Source organism: Streptococcus sp. 29887 (assembly GCF_032595075.1).
GTDB lineage: Bacteria > Bacillota > Bacilli > Lactobacillales > Streptococcaceae > Streptococcus > Streptococcus iners.
On record NZ_CP118735.1, the window covers coordinates 1,992,752 to 2,010,535 of the forward strand.

The 17,784-nt window shown below is 45.8% G+C and carries 18 protein-coding genes; all 18 read right to left on the minus strand.

Translation table 11 applies throughout. The features are described from left to right. Positions 1–14: 14 nt before the first annotated feature. Positions 15–467, minus strand: a complete 453-nt coding sequence (locus PW252_RS09700) for a pyridoxamine 5'-phosphate oxidase family protein (RefSeq protein ID WP_248051461.1) — start codon at positions 465–467, stop codon at positions 15–17. A gap of 140 nt (positions 468–607) precedes the next feature. Then, complete coding sequence (locus PW252_RS09705) at positions 608–1,279, minus strand: amino acid ABC transporter permease (protein ID WP_248051458.1); 672 nt, start codon at positions 1,277–1,279, stop codon at positions 608–610. Positions 1,280–1,578: 299 nt separating this feature from the next. After that, positions 1,579–2,454 carry a transporter substrate-binding domain-containing protein gene (locus tag PW252_RS09710; protein WP_044753480.1) on the minus strand — a complete coding sequence of 292 codons (876 nt, stop codon included), beginning with the start codon at positions 2,452–2,454 and terminating at the stop codon, positions 1,579–1,581. Between the two features lie 124 nt (positions 2,455–2,578). Further along, positions 2,579–4,027: an amidase gene (locus PW252_RS09715; protein ID WP_248051455.1), complete on the minus strand. Its 1,449-nt coding sequence runs from the start codon at positions 4,025–4,027 to the stop codon at positions 2,579–2,581. 20 nt (positions 4,028–4,047) lie between these two features. After that, positions 4,048–5,073: a lipoate--protein ligase gene (locus PW252_RS09720; RefSeq protein ID WP_248051454.1), complete on the minus strand. Its 1,026-nt coding sequence runs from the start codon at positions 5,071–5,073 to the stop codon at positions 4,048–4,050. Continuing rightward, positions 5,064–5,960, minus strand: a complete 897-nt coding sequence (locus tag PW252_RS09725; RefSeq protein WP_248051453.1) for an SIR2 family NAD-dependent protein deacylase — start codon at positions 5,958–5,960, stop codon at positions 5,064–5,066. Before PW252_RS09725 ends, PW252_RS09720 begins: the two co-directional genes overlap by 10 nt. After that, positions 5,938–6,759, minus strand: a complete 822-nt coding sequence (locus PW252_RS09730; RefSeq protein WP_248051452.1) for a protein-ADP-ribose hydrolase — start codon at positions 6,757–6,759, stop codon at positions 5,938–5,940. Before PW252_RS09730 ends, PW252_RS09725 begins: the two co-directional genes overlap by 23 nt. After that, positions 6,752–7,084, minus strand: a complete 333-nt coding sequence (locus tag PW252_RS09735; RefSeq protein ID WP_023369315.1) for a glycine cleavage system H family protein — start codon at positions 7,082–7,084, stop codon at positions 6,752–6,754. The genes PW252_RS09730 and PW252_RS09735 overlap by 8 nt, the downstream gene beginning before the upstream one ends. Then, positions 7,081–8,076, minus strand: coding sequence for an MsnO8 family LLM class oxidoreductase (locus tag PW252_RS09740; protein WP_248051451.1), 996 nt, complete (start codon positions 8,074–8,076; stop codon positions 7,081–7,083). The genes PW252_RS09735 and PW252_RS09740 overlap by 4 nt, the downstream gene beginning before the upstream one ends. Before the next feature lie 211 nt (positions 8,077–8,287). Then, positions 8,288–9,487, minus strand: a complete 1,200-nt coding sequence (locus tag PW252_RS09745) for an NADH-dependent flavin oxidoreductase (protein ID WP_248051450.1) — start codon at positions 9,485–9,487, stop codon at positions 8,288–8,290. 8 nt (positions 9,488–9,495) lie between these two features. Continuing rightward, positions 9,496–10,323: a lipoate--protein ligase family protein gene (locus PW252_RS09750; protein WP_248051449.1), complete on the minus strand. Its 828-nt coding sequence runs from the start codon at positions 10,321–10,323 to the stop codon at positions 9,496–9,498. Between the two features lie 127 nt (positions 10,324–10,450). After that, complete coding sequence (gene dnaJ / locus PW252_RS09755; protein WP_172091597.1) at positions 10,451–11,587, minus strand: molecular chaperone DnaJ; 1,137 nt, start codon at positions 11,585–11,587, stop codon at positions 10,451–10,453. Between the two features lie 192 nt (positions 11,588–11,779). After that, a complete protein-coding gene (locus tag PW252_RS09760) occupies positions 11,780–12,415 on the minus strand; it encodes a DJ-1/PfpI family protein (protein ID WP_248051447.1) in 636 nt (211 codons plus the stop codon). 258 nt (positions 12,416–12,673) lie between these two features. Next, on the minus strand, positions 12,674–14,497 hold the full coding sequence (gene dnaK, locus PW252_RS09765; protein WP_248051444.1) for a molecular chaperone DnaK: 1,824 nt from the start codon (positions 14,495–14,497) through the stop codon (positions 12,674–12,676). A 222-nt stretch (positions 14,498–14,719) separates the two neighbouring features. Continuing rightward, positions 14,720–15,151, minus strand: coding sequence for a GNAT family N-acetyltransferase (locus PW252_RS09770; RefSeq protein ID WP_248051442.1), 432 nt, complete (start codon positions 15,149–15,151; stop codon positions 14,720–14,722). Further along, positions 15,152–15,664 carry a nucleotide exchange factor GrpE gene (grpE, locus tag PW252_RS09775; protein WP_002943082.1) on the minus strand — a complete coding sequence of 171 codons (513 nt, stop codon included), beginning with the start codon at positions 15,662–15,664 and terminating at the stop codon, positions 15,152–15,154. Between the two features lie 12 nt (positions 15,665–15,676). Beyond that, positions 15,677–16,711, minus strand: coding sequence for a heat-inducible transcriptional repressor HrcA (gene hrcA, locus PW252_RS09780; protein WP_248051439.1), 1,035 nt, complete (start codon positions 16,709–16,711; stop codon positions 15,677–15,679). 316 nt (positions 16,712–17,027) lie between these two features. Beyond that, positions 17,028–17,723 (minus strand): histidine phosphatase family protein, encoded by a 696-nt coding sequence (locus PW252_RS09785; protein WP_248051436.1) that lies wholly within the window; start codon positions 17,721–17,723, stop codon positions 17,028–17,030. Positions 17,724–17,784: the final 61 nt, after the last annotated feature.

Consider the following 17,784-nt stretch of genomic DNA (forward strand, 5'->3'; position numbering starts at 1 on the left):
TTCTGTCTAGAGAATTAGATTGCTCTCATCTCCTTCGACTGACCTTCTCCAATCTGGAAGACATATTTGTGACCTTGGGTCAAGCTATGGTAGAAACCTTTCCCCTCATAAAGTTGAAAAATTTGCATGGTCTTCCGACTTTCCTCGTCCTTATAGACATGTTGGACATAGGGATTGTCCGCAAAGACCTTTTCCAAGAGTTCTTGGCTAGCTGGTCTGGCCTTACCTTCAATCCGAATGACTTGAATAAGATAATCCTCCTCAGATAAGGCCGTGACGGCTAGGCGCTCATCTCCCATCAATTGATGGTAAAAATGAGTTTCTGATCCTGTCATAAAGAATACACCCTCTTCCGTCGCAGCTGTAATATGAATCGGTCTGGCATGAGGAGCTCCCGTCTGATCAACTGTCGCAAAGATTCCAACCTTCATTCCCTCTAGAATTTCCATAATCTGTTTAAATTCCATAATGCGCCTCCTAGGCATATTTCTCTCTTGATTATAGCAAATTCCACAGTGAAAGTTAAGAAAAAGCTTTTCTATTTTATCAAACTAAAAAGCTGCAGGTATTAAAAAAAGATTGAAGAAGATTTCCTCCAATCTACATCTTAATAGGTAGCCAAGCGTTTTTCCAAGTGTACTTGACCGACAGCATATAGTGTACAGATAACCCAATAAATGAGGGCTACACAGATATAAACTGTCATGTAGTCAGACTTGGCTCCACCGACTATTTTGGCCTTATTGAAAATCTCTGGCACTGTAATCATAGCTGTCAGAGATGTACTTTTAACCATGTCCAAAAGCACATTGCTAAGAGGCGGTAGGGCAATTCGGAAGGCTTGGGGAATGATGATTTTTCTGTAAATCACATTGGTCCGCAAGCCCAAGGAACGCGCCGCCTCCCACTGTCCCTTATCAATCGCTGAAAGAGATGCACGAATAATTTCAGAAATGTAGGCACTGGACATGGAAGTAAAAGCAATTATGGAGGCCGAAATCGCATCTAACTGTAGACCCATAAAGGGCAGACCAAAATAGATGAAAAAGAGGAGAACCATGAGAGGAACGCCCCTCATGAGAGAAATATGTGTCATAGCCAGCCAACGCAAGGGCGCTAACTTGGACATTCTAAGTAAGGCAACAAAGAAACCACAAAAGGTACCCAAGGCAAAACCAATTAAAGACAGAGAAAGAGTGTAAGGCAAGCCTTCCAAAATCTGCGGAACGGCTTCCTTCGCAATCTCTGCATTAAAAACTGCCTGCCAGTTGATTTCCATATCTTCTCCTCTTTCCTAAAAACCAGATAGACCTTGCCAGTCTGTGACTGACAAAGTCTATACAAGATGCATTTATCGTCATTTATTTTTTCTTTTATTACGTCGTTAACTCGCCTTGCCTGATTGAAACAGTCTGGGGGACTGTTTCAAGTCAATGCCAAGAAACAAGAAAGCATTGACTTATGCCTGCGGCAATTGAGGCGAAGTTGCTTCGCCCAATCTCCAGTCTTCAAAGGTTCCCCGAACCTTTGAAGCGAGTACTAAAAGTAAACTAAAAGACTATAATTTCTTACTAAGTCTTATTCAACTTCGATAACTGGCAATTTATCAGCATTTTCAACAGGGACTGTCAAGTCTTGTCCTGCATAGTATTTCTCAGAAATTGCCTTCAAAGTTCCGTCAGCTTTCATCGCTTCAAGAGCTTCGTCAATTTTTTCTTTCAAGCTTGTGTCAGCCTTGCTCATAACAATACCTTGTTCAGTTGGGTTGTATTTAGCATCACCCATCTTCACTTTGATATCTGGGAAGTTAGCATTTGCCCATTTGATGGCCATGACTTGTGTGTAGTAGTCGTTTGGAATGAAGTCTGTACGACCTGTTGATACGTCACGCAAATAGACGTCGTTGGTTACGTTGTCATAGATAACTGGCTCTGCGCCTTGCTTTTCAGCGATTTTCATGTACTGAGTACCTGCGCCACCACCTGCTTTTTTACCAGTCCAGTCGCTCAAGTCAGCCGCTTCAAGTCCTGATGAACCATCTTCACGAACGATGTAGCCGCCAACTGAATACTTGTAAGGGATAGAGAAGTTGTACTTTTCCTTACGTGCTTCTGTCATGTCAAAGTTGTTAACAGAAATATCAACTTTTCCACTATCCACAGCTGTAAAGGCTTCTGCCACACCGATTTCTTGGTATTCGATTTCCAATTTCAAACGTTTACCAATTTCATTGATCATATCAATTTCATAACCGACCAATTCTTTAGCATCGTTGTAGTAAGAAGTTGGGAAAAGGGTACCTGGTGTTGCAACCTTCAAGACACCCGCTTCTTGTACTTTTTCCCATTGAGTCTGTTCAGCAGAAGAACTGCTAGTATTAGAACTTGAGCTAGAACATGCTGCCAAGGTCAAAGTAGAAACCAAGAGAGCTGAGGCCAAAACTTTTTTCAACATAAAACAATCTCCTTTGGAAGCCATAGCTTCCTTTTTACTTTTTTGGTGTTAACCCACCAACTTTTACAGGTTAACATTTCGAAAACGTTTTGGCAAATAATTGAACTGAAAAAAATGAATTCCCTTACAAGTTGAGTAAACCTGCTGCCTCCATTTGGTCTGCCAACTGCAAGAGTAAATCCTCTCGTCCCTTGGCTGCTGTCAATTGGATGCCGATTGGTAAGCCGTCAGCCCGCACATAAGTCGGGAGAGAAATGGCTGGCTGACCACAAATATTGGCCTGTTGCGTAAAGGGAGTTAGGGCTAGGCTGTCCTCGAACATTTGCCAGATCAGATCCTGCTGCTCTTGCATGGAATAGTTCTGGGTGTGCTTGAGGCGGTCCAGCAAATCTGCTGATAGGTCAAATTGTCCATGCTTGGGCGCTACATCAGCCACTGTCGGCGTCAGGAGCAAGTCGTATTCCTCATGGAAACGCGCCATGCTGGCTCCAAACTGGTCCCAGTCCAATAGGGCCTTGGAGTGCAATTTGGCTGGAATGGTTTGCCCGCTTTGGTAAATAGCCCAGGACATAACTTCCATGTCATCCAAGGTCATCTGACGCCCAAAAACTGCTTCGATTTCGTCAAACATCTGGGCCGTGTCCACGCTGTTCATCAGGTAGAAGGATTTCATCAGAGCAACTCCATCCAGAGGATATTCCGACAATTCCACCACTTCATGCCCCAAATCAACCAAGTGATGACAGGCTGTTTGAACTGCTTCTACCGCTTCAGGACTGACCTTGCTCCCTACTGGCGACTTGGTATAATAGGCGATTTTTAGGGGGCGAGACAATTTTCCAAACACCTCCTCCTCGCTCAGCTTGGCAAGGGGAAAGGGAGCTTCCAGCTGGTAGTCCTGAAAATGATAGAGCAGACGCTGGGTGTCACGAACAGACTTGGTCAGGGCAAAATTGACAGATGCTCCCTGCCAGCCACGATAAGACTTAGGCCCAACTGGAATCCGACCACGACTGGTTTTGAGCCCAATTAAGCCATTGAAGGAGGCAGGGATTCGGATGGAGCCTCCGCCGTCCGATGCAGCGGCAATAGAAACCATGCCTGAAGCTAGTGCTGCGGCTGCACCACCACTTGAACCACCAGCATTACGGCTAGGATCAAAGGGAAGATTGACTACTCCATGTATGCTGGCGTCTGAGATATTTTTGAAGCCGAATTCTGGCGTGTTGGTTCGACCGACAATGATGAAACCCAAGTCCTTCAAGCGTTGGACATAGGTGTCGGTATGGCCTGCTGGTCGACCAGCAAGCAGGCGAGAACCAGCAGAAGATGGCTGCCCCTTTTCATTTTGCCCCAGATCCTTGAGCAAGAAGGGAACTCCTGCAAATGGCTTGCCCAGATAGTCTTCTTTTTCCGCCTCTTTCAAGGCCTCTTCATACTGCTTGCTGACAACCGCATTGAGGGTGGGATTAAGATTTTCTATTCTGTCAATGGTTTCTTGTACCAACTCCTTGGCAGAAACCTGTTTCTGATTGACAGCCTGAGCCATGGCTGTCGCATCTTTCCATTCCATAGAGACCTCTATTTCTGTTTTTATCCTTCGCTCAGCATCAAGCCAACCAACTCTTCCGCACTAATCTTACCAAAATAATGGGCCATATCCAAATCCGCCAAGGCTGCTTGAAGGTCTTCTTCGAGCAAACGTGTGCCGATTAGCTTGTTTTCGACTTCATCAATATTGCCCTTGGCAAAGAAATCTCCGTAAATACGGCATTTGGCAATGCGACCTTTTTCAACTTCGAGGTGAATATCCACAGTTCCCCCAGCAAAACGACCATCACGGTGGTAGCTATACTGTGGCGAATTACCGTAGTTCCATTCCCAGTTCTTATACTTGTCTGCCACCAACTTGTCAATGGCTGCCCAGTCTTCCTCAGTTAAGACATAGCGTTTTGCTTGGTCAATGGACTCAATACCCAATAACTTGCAAGTAATGAGGTTCTTAAATTCCTCTGTTGTGACAGACTGATATTCTTCTGCCAGATATGGACGGATGGTTCCCACACGGCTTTTGACAGACTTGATACCTTTTGATTCAATCTTTTTCTTATTGGGATTGAGGACCTTGGACATGGCTTCTTCGTCAATATCCAAAAGAAGAGAGTAGCCACCATAGACACGGTTGTTGCTGATGGTCATGGCTGCACCTGACACCTTTTTCCCTTCAATCACCAGGTCATTTCGTCCTGTTTGCTCTACCTCAACGGCTCCTAGCTCATGCAGGGCCTTGATGGCAGGCAGGTAGGCACGTTTGAAATCTCCAAAAATCCCGTTATCTTGAATTAAATAGCAGACATTGACAGAACCCTTGTCTACATAGATAGCACCGCCACCTGTATCCCGACGAACCAAAAGAATATTGTTCTCTTTGAGGTAGTCTTCATTGATTTCGACCAAGGCATTTTGGAACTTGCCGATTTCTACCTTGGGGTCACAGTAATAGGGAAAGAGAATATCATCATCCAAGAAGACATTTTGTTGAACATAGACCTGCATAGCTAGAGCAACTGCTCCATCGCTGACATATTGACCGTTGCGGATTGGTTCGATTAGGTACATGGGGTATCTCCTTTAAAATAAATCCTATGGGTTTCTTTTAATAATTGGGCACTGTCCTCTGCCAGGGTCAAACTTCGTTCCCTAATAGGCAAAGGCAGGCGATAGTGTTTTTGATTGAGACAGACATAGAGGGCCTGTGGATTTTGCTGAACCCGTGTCTGGAAGGGGGTCTTGATAAACTGTGGCGTGGTAAAGCCAATCCCGATTTCCAGATAGAGGACCTTACCTGTTTGATAGCTTTCCAAAAAGGCATCGTAGCGAGCTTTTTGAGCAAAGAAATCTGGCGATTCGACCATACCTTTTTCAGCATTGCGTTTGTTAATCTCGAAAGGAGCATCACAGACTGGACAACGCGGAATTAGGTCATAAGGAATCTTCATGTCCTTCTGCTCTGCTATCATCCGACGAATAAGAACATCATCTCGATAGGTCTGGTCATGGCAATGGCGACTGCATTGCCAGAGACCGTATTCCCCTTGAATGTGGAAAACCTTATCTTTATCATAGTTGGCCACCCAAAAGGCATTGTCTGCATTGGTGGTGATGATATGATAGGGCTTGGTTTCTAAAATCTCCCGCAAATGAATATAGGAAGCACCGACAGGCTGGTCTAGGTAATTGAGAGCGACAAAGCGACTCTGAAAGGCCCAGTATTCCTCTGTGCTTTCAAAGTCAAAGAGGCTGGCCTGCAACATATCCAAGAAGCCGTACTTGGCGATGAAATCTGGAAAGGCAGCTTCGAAACGAGGACCGATGTAGGTAAAGCCATCCGCCGCAGACATGCCTGCTCCAATGCCCACCACCACCGCATCAGCTTCAGCCAGCAAGTCAGCAAGCAGTTCTGCCTGAGTTTTTTCTTCTTGTTTAAGCGTCTGCCACATGGACATCCTCCTTTTCTCCTAATAAGGCTGTATAGTAGCCCTGGTCTTCCACCGTATAGGTCGAAAAAATGACCTTTAGGGGATAGGCTGTTTCCACCAACCACTTGCGGACAGTACGAATTGCCACTTCTGCCGCCTGGTCCTTAGGATAGCCAAATTCCCCTGTTGATAGGGCCGGAAAGGCAAGTGTTCCCAGTCCACGCGCCATAGCCTCCTCTAAACAGGACAGGTAGCACTGCTCCAAAAGTCCTTTTCGAATAGGTGAAACAGGCTTGCCTTCTGGAATAAAAGGTCCCACCGTATGGAAGACCAAACCAGCTGACAGATGAAAACCAGGTGTCACCATGACCTTGCCAACTGCTGCTGGAAGACCTTGGTCTTCCATTTTCTTGGCACAAAACTGGCGTAACTCCAAACCGGAAAAGGTATGGAGGGCATTGTCCAGACAGGCGTGGTTGGGGATAAAACAGCCCAGCATCTGACTATTGGCAGCGTTGACCACTGCATCAACCTGCAAATGACACAGATCTCCTGGATAGAGAAAAATCTGAGGGTCGCTCGTCGGCTGGCAGACTGACACATCCTGCATATGTTCCTCATGATAGGCGGCTAGAAAGGCCTCCTCCGCTACCAGATAGTCCGCCCCAATCGGTCCCGCTGATCGTTGATTGACCAAACCTCTCCAAATCGGAAGAGCCTCTTCAAGACTAGCCAATTCAAGCTCCTCTGACTGGGGCTCACCCTTCTCAGCCTGCAAGATAGCAATCATAGACCTCAGCAAGTCTAGCATCTCTTCCTTAAGCATCTTCAAGTGCTAAAAAGGCTTCTTCAGACACATCGGTCAAGCGAATCAACCAGTTTTCTTCTGGTTTTTCAGAATTGAGCAGGGTTGGTTGTTCCAGAGCAGCCGTATTGCGCTCTACCACCCGACCTGCAATAGGGGTCAGGATAGCCATAACTGTTTTTGAGGCTTCGAGATTGAGAATCTCATCATTGACTTCCAAGACTTCCTTGTCGGAAAAAATAACAAAACCAAGTGTCCCAACATCATCCTGCAACTCTGCTGTCATACGAATAGTGTAAATAGCATCTTCTTTTTCTACCCAGAGGTAGTTGGCAATTTTTTTCATAGTGTCTCACTTTCTACAATTTGTGCTAGTAATTCGATGGATTTCAAGCGATTATCAATTCCTGAAACCAAGGGGATAAAGAGGAGTTCGTCTGGCTGACAAGCTGCAATCAGTCTTTCAAGTTGCTCCTTGACTTCTGCTGGATTACCGATAATCATCCGACTGCGGTGCTGAGCAATTCTTTCCCTATCCTGCTCCGTCAGCTCATAGGCCTGATAGGTGGCTAGGCTTGGAAAATGGGTAAATTCATTGAAATCTTGCTTGCCCAACATCCAAATATCTAGCGATTTTGCCAGATTCTCTGCCTCCTGACTGGTTTCTGCAATCACGACAAAGAGGGCCAGGGCAAAATGCGGTTGCACCATGATGTCTGACGGCTGGAAGTCCCTGCGGTAATCCTGAGCCAATTTTCCAGCTGTTTCCACAGGATCATGGGGAATGTAAGGGAAACTACCAAAGACATAGCCCAAGCCCTCCTTAGCAGACAAGGCCATGGACTGCCCACCCATCCCCAAGGTGAAGATTTCTGGGTAGCTTGCCAGCTTGGGCGACAGACCAATGGCTTCATCTTTTCCTGTCAGATAGCTTGTAAACTGCTGGACCCATTGGTCAAATTGACTAGGTTGAAACTGGCTACACATGTGCTCTTTAACCAGAGCCGTTCCGGTAGAATTTCCCAAGCCGATGTCCACCCGACCTGGAAAAAGAGTTCCCAAACTGGCTGCCAGCTCTGCTATTTTATAAGGCGAATAATGCAAGCCCATGATGCCGCCCGAACCCAGATGAATCCGCTGGGTCTGACTGGCCAAGTAAGGAATCACGACCTCGGGACTGCCGATGGTCAGGGCATGGACATTGTGGTGCTCCGCCAACCAAAACCGATGGTAGCCCAAGCGTTCTGCCGCCTGCACCAGCGCCAAACTATCCTGCCAGGCCTCCTGGTAGGTCCGCCCCTCATCCAAAAGCCCATAGTCCAAAAGACTAATTTTCATACCTTTCCTCCTCGTAGTGTTTTATAGTGTTTTATAGTCTTTTAGTTTACTTTTAGTACTAGGCAACGAGCCGCAGGCATAACTAGAGTTAGGCAAGGCGAGTTAACGAAGTAATAAAAGAAAAACTAAATGACGATATTTTTACTCAATGAAAATTAAAGTCATACTAGGCGACGATGATGAAGATAGAACTCAAGTTCATCAAATCATGTCAACAACGTCTGGGTTTAATTTTCGAAGAGTAAAGACTGCGGAAAACCTCCCGCGACTCCCTCGGCAACGACTCCCCATAGTCCATCAAGGGGACAATATCCTTGAAAGAAGCCTGGGGAATAGCCAGCTTAGATAGGTCTTCTGGCTTGATCCGCAGTTGGATGTCTTCTGGCTTGCCGGCCGCGATCTTGTGGACAAACTCAGGATCGGTGATAAAAGGTGTTGACAGACCAACCATATCCGCATGCTCCAAGGCCTCAATAGCCTTCTCCGCCGAATTGATACCCCCTGTCGCCATAACCACCAGCCTATCCTTTAAGGCGTCGTGGACCACCTGATTAACCAAGCGCCCCTGATGACGCCCAGCTCCTCGAACCTGATTACGAAAGACATCATGCCCCCATGAAGCGATGGCTAGGTAGTCAATCCTTGCGACATCCAAAGCCATGTCCATGAACTGTAAAAATTCCTCGATAGAATAGCCTATACTGGCTCCTCTTGTTTCCTCAGGCGTTGCCCGAAAACCAAGGATAAAGTCAGCTGGCGCCAACTGGTCAATCATTTCCTGAACCTTCCGCAAGACTTCTAAACCAAAACGGGAACGATTTTCCAAGTTTTGACAGCCATAGCGGTCCTGACGTTGATTGGAAAAGGTCGAAAAGAAGGTCTGAATCAGCAAGCGCTGGGCAGAAGAGATCTCCACTCCTGCAAAACCCGCCTCAATAGCCCGTCGCGTCGCCTGACCATAGGCCTCTACCAGCTCTTCCAGCTCTGCTATGGTCAACTCCTTGACCTCATGGGGAAAGGGAGCATGGAGTTTCATGGGACTGGGACCATAGACCAGCTTGTCCCGCTGAAGGGTGTGGCTGGAAAAACGACCAGCATGGGTCAGTTGCAAGATTGCCTTTGCCCCCTTGGACTGCATGACCTGGGCCAGTTTTCGCAAACCATCAACATCCTCATCCTTGGCCACGCTAAAGCCAAACTCGAACAATTGTCCCTTGGGGTCCACATAAGCCGCCCCTGTGATTTGCAAGGGAGCCGCATCCGCCCGCCGCTCCGCATAGTCCAAATCATCCTGGGTCACCAAGCCATCTGCTGTGGAGGAATTGGTCACCATGGGCGACAGGACAAAACGATTGGCTAGGACGGTTTGGTGCAATGGCAGAGCTTCAAATAATGCTTGATAGGTTTCCATATTTCCTCCTAGATACCATATTTTTCCATAGACTGCTTGATGGTCTTTCCGAGCGCCATAAAATCAGCCATGTTGTCCGACGAAGGATAAAAGGTGGTCAGAAAAGCCCCATTTTCAATCAAGACACGCTCGATTCGTGTTTTCATCTCCTCCACCGTCACATCCTGACCGACCAAGTCTGACAGATTGGCCATCGAATTCGGATTTACTTGCGGAAATCTGTCAGATACTTCTTGCGGAGCAAAACTTTCCGCATAAAAATCAGCCACTACTTGCCCACGTTTGACTTGATTGCCTGATACACTGATATAGGCAGAAATGGCAATAGCTTCTTGGTAAATCCGCTGGGCCAAACCTGCAAACTTCCGCCCCTTGATACTAAGGTCGTAGGTCCCTGGACAGTAGGAAGTTGCCACCTCACCACTGACCACATCTAAGGGAAAATCCGAAAGCGCCTGAGCAATCAAATCCACCATGACCTGATAGGATTCCCTCAAATCAACCTTGTGACCAGCAGGATTGGGCAAAATCAGAGTGACATTTAAAATCCCCTCGTCTGCTACCACAGCCAGACCACCCAAACTCCGAATAATAGGACTGTAGCCTGCCTGACCAATACTGGCTAAGCCCTTGTCCAGCTGGGCCACCTGACTGTCCATCATCCCCAGAATGACCGTTTTATCCATGGGCCAAAAATGCAAAATGCCTGTATCGGTCTGACGATTGACCTCGCGCAAAAAGACCTCTGTCCACACCAACGGCCCCTGTTTCAAACCAGTCAAACCAGACCGATCTTCGTATTTTTTTATGGTCACATTCTCAACCCAAGATTTCATCCGTAAGCGTTCTCTTTCAATTTGCTATCCCTATTTTAACACAAAGCGATTTGATACAACCGAAAAAATGTTATTTCTTTTATGAAAAATAGAAAAAGACTAGATAAAATCCAGTCTTTTTCTCGATTTACAATTCTTCAAAAGCATCTTTTACCTTGTCAAAGAAGCCTTTTTTATGGGGTTTGATATCAATGTTTCCTGCTGCTGCAAATTCTTTAAGAGCTGCACGTTGACGGTCGTTCAGACCTGTAGGGGTAACAATATTCACCGTCACATACTGATCACCGATAGCCCCGCCACGAACACTTGGAGCTCCCTTGCCTTTCAGACGGAAGGTCTTACCTGTCTGTGTTCCTTCAGGGATCACCATATCCACATCACCGTGAACGGTTGGCACATGGACTGTATCACCCAAGGCTGCCTGAACAAAGTTGAGGTCTAATTTATAATAAATTGTTGTCCCCTCACGCTCAAACTTATCTGAAGCCTGGACTTGAATGACCACATAGAGATCTCCGTAAGGACCTCCATTAAAACCTGCTTCCCCCTGACCTGCCAGACGGATTTTCTGACCAGTTTCCACACCAGCTGGCACCTTCACTGTTACTGTATGGGCTTGTTTTTCATGACCGGTTCCGCGACAAGTTGTACATGGATCCTTAATTTGTTTACCACGACCATGACAGACATCACAGGTCATTTGACGGCGCATGGTGCCAAGTGGTGTTTGCGTGTCCACATTGATAATCCCTGAACCGTGACAGCGTCCACAAGTTACTGGGCTAGTACCAGGTTTAGCACCTGAACCCGTACAGGTCCGACAAGTCGCTTCACGGTGATAGGAAACTTCTTTCTCTGCACCGAAAATTGCCTCTTCAAACTTGAGGTTGACACGGTATTGAAGGTCATCCCCTTGACGAGGAGCATTCGGATTGCGGGTCGCACCGCCGCCACCAAAGAAGCTTGAAAAGATGTCTTCAAAGCCACCGAAACCAGCTCCATCGAAACCACCAAAGCCACCAGCTCCACCGCCGAAGCCACCATTGGCACCAGCAGGACCAAACTGGTCATAGGCAGAACGCTTCTGCGGATCACTCAAGGTTTCATAAGCCTCTTGAACTTCTTTGTATTTATCCTCCGCACCCGGATCCTTGTTAATATCTGGATGGTATTTCTTTGAAAGCTTCCGATAAGCCTTCTTAATCTCGTCTGGCGAAGCATTCTTGGAAACCCCCAGACGATCGTAAAATTCAGTGTTGTTCATAGTTTATGATACAAAAGGCGTTAAGAAAACCGTATGAAAATAGGAAACTGACGCAGTGTGCCTAACACACTAGGAAGTTTATCTTTTTCACTAGGTTTTTAGCCTGTGTTCGAATAAACGAACTTGTATTCCTTTCTTTGAAAATTAGAAAGTAGCCCGTGTTCGATTACGAACACTTTCCTTTCTGTAAAATTAGTTAGGATCTTTCTCAAATGTTGCTTTGAACTCTTCAAATTCTTCGTCAGACAACTCAAAAATAAAGTCTTCCGTAGAGTAATCATCATTTTCTTTGAAGTACATAGTCGCATCTTCAACCAATCTTAGACTGGTAAGAACCTGACGCGAAAAGGCATTGACTGTAAAGCCAGTTCCTGTAATGATATTGCCATCTTCACAGACTGGTAAGGGACGAAAATTTTCTCCAGGTAGAAAGTCAAAATAGTCCATGAAATTTTGCCAAATACCACCTGTATATAAGGTATTCTCCAATAATCCAGCCTTAGCAAGCAGGATCGGAGCAGAGGAAATCGCTGCAATTTTGATTGGTTTACCACCTAAGCCAGCCAGAAATCGAATGAGGTGCTCATCTCTCAAAGCCGGAGTGAAGTCAATCGTCCCTGGACAAAGAATACAATCATATTCCTCTATATTTACCTCTTCTAAGATCTTGTTAGCATGACAAGGTAGACCGTCCTCCGAATAAATCGTTTCCGTAGTGGAAGCAATAAAATCAATCTTTCTCCCAAAATTCAACACCAATGTGCTAGTCAAAGGAGCTATCTCATAGAGAGAAAAATTAGGATAGAGCAAACAAGCAACTTTTTTCATGAAAAGCCTCCTCATCAGTTATTTACCCAAAAACAGAGGCTGGGTTGCAACCTCTGTGATTGGAATTTTGACTTAATAATGATTTCTATTCTCGGGGAGATGAGAACTGAGTTCGAACTAAGAACTTCGGAAAAAAGATAACTTTCCATGTTCTAGATACTCAAAGAAATTCAAGACTAGGCTAGGCAACTGGACGAAGATTGAACTGGAGTTCATCGAGGAGAGTTAACGAAGCCTAGTGAAGAATTTCGAAGAGTACTACTTTTCAGTAAACTCGCCGTCTACCACATCATCGCCTGCGTTGTTAGTTGTTTGGGCACCTTCTTGGCCTGCGGCTGCTTGTTGTGCTGCTGCGGCTTGCTCGTAGAGTTTCACTGCAAGAGCTTGAGCTTTTTCGTTGAGGTTTTCAAGTTTAGCCTTCATGTCGTCCAAGTTGTTCGCTTCTTGAGCTGCTTTCAACTCATCAAGGGCTGCTTGGGCTTGGTCACGTTCTGCGTCAAAGCCTTTGCCTTCAGTTTCTTTCAGAGTTTTCTCAGTCGCAAAGATTGCTTGATCAACATCGTTACGAAGGTCCACTTCTTCCTTACGTTTCTTATCTGCTTCAGCGTTTGCTTCTGCATCTTTCATCATGCGGTCGATTTCTTCGTCAGTCAAACCTGAGTTAGACTGGATAACGATAGTTTGCTCTTTTTGCGTACCAAGGTCTTTGGCTTTTACAGAAACGATACCGTTCTTATCGATGTCGAATGTTACTTCGATTTGTGGAATACCACGAGGTGCTGCAGGGATGTCAGTCAATTGGAAGCGACCAAGAGTTTTATTGTCCGCTGCCATTGGGCGCTCACCTTGAAGCACGTGGATGTCAACAGCTGGCTGGTTGTCTGCAGCAGTTGAGAAGACTTGTGATTTAGAAGTTGGAATCGTTGTGTTACGGTCGATGAGTTTTGTAAAGACACCACCCATTGTTTCGATACCAAGTGACAATGGTGTTACATCAAGAAGTACAACGTCTTTGACATCACCAGTAATCACACCACCTTGGATTGCCGCACCCATGGCAACCACTTCATCAGGGTTTACAGATTTGTTTGGCTCTTTACCAGTTTCAGCTTTTACAGCCTCCACAACAGCTGGAATACGAGTTGAACCACCGACAAGGATAACTTCGTCGATTTCTGACAAGCTAAGTCCTGCATCTGAAAGGGCTTGACGAACAGGAATTTTTGTACGTTCTACAAGGTCGTAAGTCAATTCGTCAAATTTCGCACGAGTCAATGTCATTTCCAAGTGAAGCGGACCAGCTGCACCTGCAGTGATGAACGGCAAGCTGATTTGAGTTGATGTTACACCAGAAAGGTCTTTCTTCGCTTTTTCAGCCGCATCTTTCAAACGTTGAAGGGCCATCTTGTCAGCTGACAAGTCGATACCATTTTCTTTCTTGAATTCTGCTACCATGTGGTCGATAATCTTTTGGTCAAAGTCGTCACCACCGAGCTTGTTATCACCTGCTGTTGCAAGTACGTCGAAGACACCGTCACCAAGTTCAAGGATAGATACGTCGAAAGTACCTCCACCAAGGTCGAATACCAAGATTTTTTCATCTTTGTCAGTCTTGTCCAAACCGTAGGCAAGGGCTGCTGCAGTTGGTTCGTTGACGATACGTTCAACTTCAAGACCAGCAATTTTACCAGCGTCTTTGGTTGCTTGACGTTGAGCATCGTTAAAGTAAGCAGGAACAGTGATAACCGCTTTGGTTACTTTTTCACCAAGGTATTCTTCAGCGTAGCCTTTCAAGTATTGAAGGATCATGGCTGAGATTTCTTGCGGCGTGTATTCTTTGCCGTTTGCTGAAACTTTTTCAGAAGTTCCCATTTTTGATTTGATAGAGATGATGGTATCTGGGTTAGTCACTGCTTGGCGTTTTGCCGCGTCACCAACGATGATTTCACCATTTTTGAAAGATACAACAGATGGAGTTGTGCGGTTCCCTTCTGGGTTTGCGATGATTTTTGATTCAGTTCCTTCAAGAACTGCAACTGCTGAGTTTGTTGTACCTAAGTCAATACCGATAATTTTAGACATGTGTGTTACCTCTTATTAATTTCTTTTAGTGATACTCTCCTTAAGTGGCGACGCCGTCAGAGCCCGCTTTTGCGGTCTCTTTGACTAAAGTTTGAGCCTCTAGTCTCAAACTGTGCGTATTTACCGCCACGGCGGAGAGTATCGAATGGGCTCACGATGTTCGCCAGCCCGCAAGCACAAGGCTTGTCTTTTTTTCAATTTCATAGTTTTGTGACATTTCGGTCAGGTTGTTCGACGCATGAAGATATAATCATCTTCAATGTTATTTGATTCTTGAAAGCCTAACTTCTTCCAGAATTTTCTAGCTTCCAAATGTTTTTCATGAACTGGTAGCGAAATTCGAGTCACGCTGTGCTCTGTTTGCAGATAGTCTATACAGACTTCTACTGCTTTTCTCCCAAGTCCTTTTCCTTGATACCTCTTATCAATTAAGAAATTGATGATTTCACCATTGCTGTCTTTGCAGTAAAGCGAAACGTAGCCTATCAATTCACCTTCATTGTAAATAGCTTTCGGATGTGAGAATGGTCGAAGGCTCCAAGCCTCTGCCAATGAAAACTCAACTGAATCAACATAATCTTCTTTAGATATACCAGAATCAATATGTAAGCAATCGTGAAAATTTTCATCGCCAATTTCGTGTAGCTCTATCATTTATTCCGACACCACCACCATAGCCGGTCTCAGCAAGCGTTCATGCAGCTTGTAGCCTTTTTGGAAGACTTGTGCAATGTGTTCTGCTGGGCAATCGTCTGTGGCTGGAACAGTTTGAATAGCCATGTGAAGATTTGGGTCAAAGACATCTGTTGCGACTTCCTCCACCCCTTCTTCTTTGAGGGCTTGAATCAAGCTTTCCTGTACCATTTCCAAGCCTTTTTTGACATCCTCTGTCAAACCTTCAACTTGAAGGGCACGCTCCAAGTTATCCAAGCTCGGCAAGATTTTCTTGGCCAAGTCTTGCGAACGGTAACGCTGAATGGTTTGGCGTTCCTCATTGGCACGGCGTTGGATATTTTGCATTTCAGCGTGGGCACGGAGGTACTTGTTTTCAAATTCCTCTGCACGCTCATTTGCCAAATCCAATTCTGATTTTTCAGGTGTCTCCACAACTTCTTCTGTTGCTTCAACCTCTTCTACGATTTCTTCGTTTTTGATTTCTTCTGACAAAGCATTCTCCTTCTAATTGACTTCGTAATGATTACTGCTCAGATAACGATAGTAATCGGTTAATTTCATAAATAGGACGCGGCTGATGATGTTGATCAAACTCATCTGCCTGCGGTAGTCCATGTCAACAGGACCAAGCAAACTCATCTGGGCCATGCCCCGATAGGGGATTGGAAAGCGATGATGAATGATAGTCACATCTGCAAGGGCAGGATCACTGTGTTCCGCCACAGAAATGCTGGTCTGCTGGTTTGGCGCCAAGCCCTGCCGCAACTCTGGTGCCAATAGCTGAGGACTATCCAAGAGTTGGTAGGTGGCGAGGTTGCCGTAGGTCAGCGATGCGACCTTTCCACTGATAAAGACTGATTCTCGGAAGAGATTAGCAAAGATATAGTCCATCAAATCCAAGACATTGTCCGTCGTGGTAAAGTAACGCTGCACCACTTGGGGAATCTCCGTCCGTAGCTTGTAGTGAATGGACAAGACTGTCTGTCCAACGAAGCGTTCATCCACCAGGCGTTTGAGCACTTCCAAGTCCCTAGTCAAAAAGTTCTTGGGAATGGCAAACTGGACGGTGACTGGTTTGGACTGGTCCAGGGTCAAGACCGCCAGAGCATCGTGGCTACTGAGCTGCACGATGTCAAAGGAAGTCAGCTGCTGACTGGTTGGCTCCACATCTAAAATGACCGAGGTGTAGCCTGTCAAATCCGCTAGGACTGTACTGGCCCGCTCCAAGATGTCCTCCAGCTTGAAGGCTTCAAAGTCGAAGGCCTTGACCACCTGATAAACATCTTCTTCATTGATGTGTTCCAGATTGAGCGAGTGGTTGACAAAGTATTGAAAACCAGCCCGACTGGGCATCCGACCACTTGACGTGTGAGCCTTTTCTAGCAAGCCCAACTGCTCCAGCTTGGCCATATCATTGCGAATGGTAGCAGAGCTAGAAGCAATCATCTCCTGCAAGGCCTTAGAACCAACTGGCTCATGATGGCGCGTAAACAATTCAACAATCAGATTCAAAATATCATTTTGACGTTGGGTAATCATCTCCGCTCCTTTCATGAACACTGTTTTAGTTACGCTCAATGAAAATCGACAGTAGCCTAGGAAGCGAGGCCGAATGTAGAACTATGGTTCACAAAGGCAAGCTGACAACGGATAGTGTTGATTTTTGAAGAGCGTTAGCACTCTATGATGTCGAGTGCTAACCTATATACTCCCATTATACGCCGAAAAAATGGATTGTCAAGAGAAAAAGACACAAAATTAGCACTCTTTTGCCTAGAGTGCTAAAAATCAGTCTGAAGACCTAGAGCAATAACCTATCAATAAAAAATCAGAGAATATCCCTGATTTCATTTCTTTATTTCCCTTGGGCAATCAATTCTGCTCCGCGTTTGCGGTAGGATAGGTCGCCAACTGCTTCAATTAATAGCTTGCCATGTTCATATTTGAGAACGGTGATTGAGCCGTTATCGAGAAAGACATTGGCACCACGCTCTGGCTCCAACAGATGAGCCAGGGTTGCAATGGTCATACCGTGGCTGACCACCAGGGCATTGCCTCCGCCTTGTTTTTCCAAGTCCTGGGCGATGGATTCAAAACCTGTTAAGATACGATTGCTCAAGACCTCCCAAGATTCCGCCCAGCCAGCGGTGTCTGCTTCTTGGATACCTGCTGCAATTTCCGCAAAGGACATGCCTGTTGCATCTACTGTCCCTTTCAAACGAGGCAGGACACCTTGGAAAAGCTCGGCATCATACATGCCCTCAAAACTACCGAAACACCATTCACGGATACGCTTGTCTTGGTAATAAGGAATTTTTCCCAAAATCCCCAACTCACGCTGGGCGATGGTCATGGTCTGAACGGTCCGCCCCAGGTCACTGGACACAGCTAGTTTAAAATCAATACCCGCATCCTTTAGCCCCAAGCCCAGTTCACGAATTCCTTCCTCACCAGCCTTGGTCAGCGGTGTGTCACACCAGCCCTGCACGCGCCCAATGGTATTAAACATGGTTTTCCCGTGACGAGAAATATATAATCTTACATCTGCCATTCGTTTTTCTCCTTGTCATTTCTTACTATTAGTATAACAAAAAACCGACTGCTTGTGGCAA